General features: G+C 40.3%; 2 protein-coding genes. Both read right to left on the minus strand.

What is annotated here, in order from left to right:
• Positions 1 to 69: 69 nt before the first annotated feature.
• Positions 70 to 1,332 carry an NAD(P)/FAD-dependent oxidoreductase gene (locus CDZ78_RS20000; RefSeq protein WP_087871528.1) on the minus strand — a complete coding sequence of 421 codons (1,263 nt, stop codon included), beginning with the start codon at positions 1,330 to 1,332 and terminating at the stop codon, positions 70 to 72.
• A gap of 188 nt (positions 1,333 to 1,520) precedes the next feature.
• The coding region (locus tag CDZ78_RS22760; RefSeq protein WP_211200786.1) for a hypothetical protein at positions 1,521 to 1,751 on the minus strand (231 nt) is incomplete at its 5' end.

The following is a 1,751-nucleotide window of genomic DNA, read 5'->3' on the forward strand; positions in this document are numbered from 1 at the left end:
CCGGTTATGGCAGGTTTTTATGCGCACAATAAACTTTTGCGACAGAACCAGTTTGGCAGCTTATTAAGATTAAGAATCTTCTTTAGTTAATTTTTCCACATAAGAAGCTTTATGCGGAATATCAAAGCGTATGCCTTTAATCATGATATGCCAGTATAGCCATGGAAAACCGAATGTCTTTCCAAACCACCACAATCGGCTATTGGTTCTGGGGTCTAGAAACGGGAATGATGGGGTTACTTTTCCAGCATAAGCAAACTCAGCTAACATCACCGTATTTAATGATGTAGTTAACGGACATGAACCATAGCCATCATAACCTTCAACTAAGTTATTTTCATTACTTTCTAGTAACTTGAGAATATTATCGACCACAACAGGGACTTGTTTTCTGACTGCGGCAGCAGTTTTCGCATTTGGTGTTGAACCCGCATCACCCAAACCAAAAATATTGGGGTATTTATTATGCTGTAAAGTCGCCTGATTAACATCTACCCAGCCACCTTCATTTGCCAGTGGGCTTGTTTTGATAAAGTCAGGTGCACTTTGCGGAGGGGTGACATGAATCATGTCAAATTCTTTAGTCACCGTAGACTTGTTGCCGTCGGCATCAGTCGCTTCAAAGGTTGCCGTTTTAGTAGCGCCATCAATGGCCACTAAATTATGATTAAAGTGCGTGGTAATGCCGTAATCAGCGATAACCTTGCTCAGTGCCTTAGCAAAGAAAGGCACGCCGAACATACCGGCCCCCGCGTTTAGAAATTCCACATTCACTTTATCTGCGATGCCTTTTTTACGGAAACGGTCGGCAGCCAGATACATGATTTTTTGTGGCGCACCGGCACATTTAATAGGCATGGGAGGCTGGGTAAACAAGCAATTTCCAGACTCTATTGTTTTCAGGGCTTCCCAGGTATATTCAACGGTATCTGGAGAATAATTGCTGCAAACACCATTTTTACCTAATGTTTCAACCAGGCCATCAATTTTATTAAAATCCAGTTGTAGGCCAGGGCAGACGACTAAAAAATCATAGCTGATGACATCGCCAGACTTTAAAGTAACGGTATTATCGCTGGGTTGAAAGCTCTCGGCAAAATCCTTAATCCAGGTCACACTTGAATGGATGAGATCCTTTTCATTTTTGGTGGCTCTTTTCAGCGTATATGCACCACCACCAATAATGGTAAAGCCAGGTTGATAATAATGTTTTTCAGAAGGTTCGATCAGGGCAATATCAATGGTCGGGTTTTTACGACGCATATTATTTGCGATAGAGACCCCCGCAGCCCCCCCGCCCACAATAAGAATAGAATGGTATTGTTCAGACATAAATCCTCGCTTTATTTTAATTATTATTATTTGTAGGGTAATGATTTACAAAACTTTATTTTAATTTAAGCCAAAAATGACAATCTTACACCTATATAAATCAATCGCTTATAGGCTGTAAAAATCATAAAAATGAGTGTATTTTCATTTTGGCGAAGGTATTGTTCCATTAGCAGTTACTTAGTTGGTTAGAATGAGCGAATAGCAACGATATAGTTCGGGGCATCTTTTTCTTCTTTATCCCTGAGGCCCGAAATCCCATCTACCATCCAAGCTTTATAATTTTCAAATTCAGAAGAGGACCAGTATACATGTTTGTCCCTGTCCGGCTTAGGGTTTTTAGGGTATAAAACCTCATATGCTAGAAATAACGGTTCTGTCGCAAAAAACCGAAAGCCACTATTATAAGGTTTAATATC

This window comes from Bathymodiolus platifrons methanotrophic gill symbiont, assembly GCF_002189065.1.
Lineage (GTDB): Bacteria > Pseudomonadota > Gammaproteobacteria > Methylococcales > Methylomonadaceae > Methyloprofundus.

What these genes read in the sequence shown, in the direction of transcription:
- CDZ78_RS20000 (WP_087871528.1), bottom strand. Translation starts at nt 1,332, where the DNA reads ATGTCTGAACAATACCATTCTATTCTTATTGTGGGCGGGGGGGCTGCG.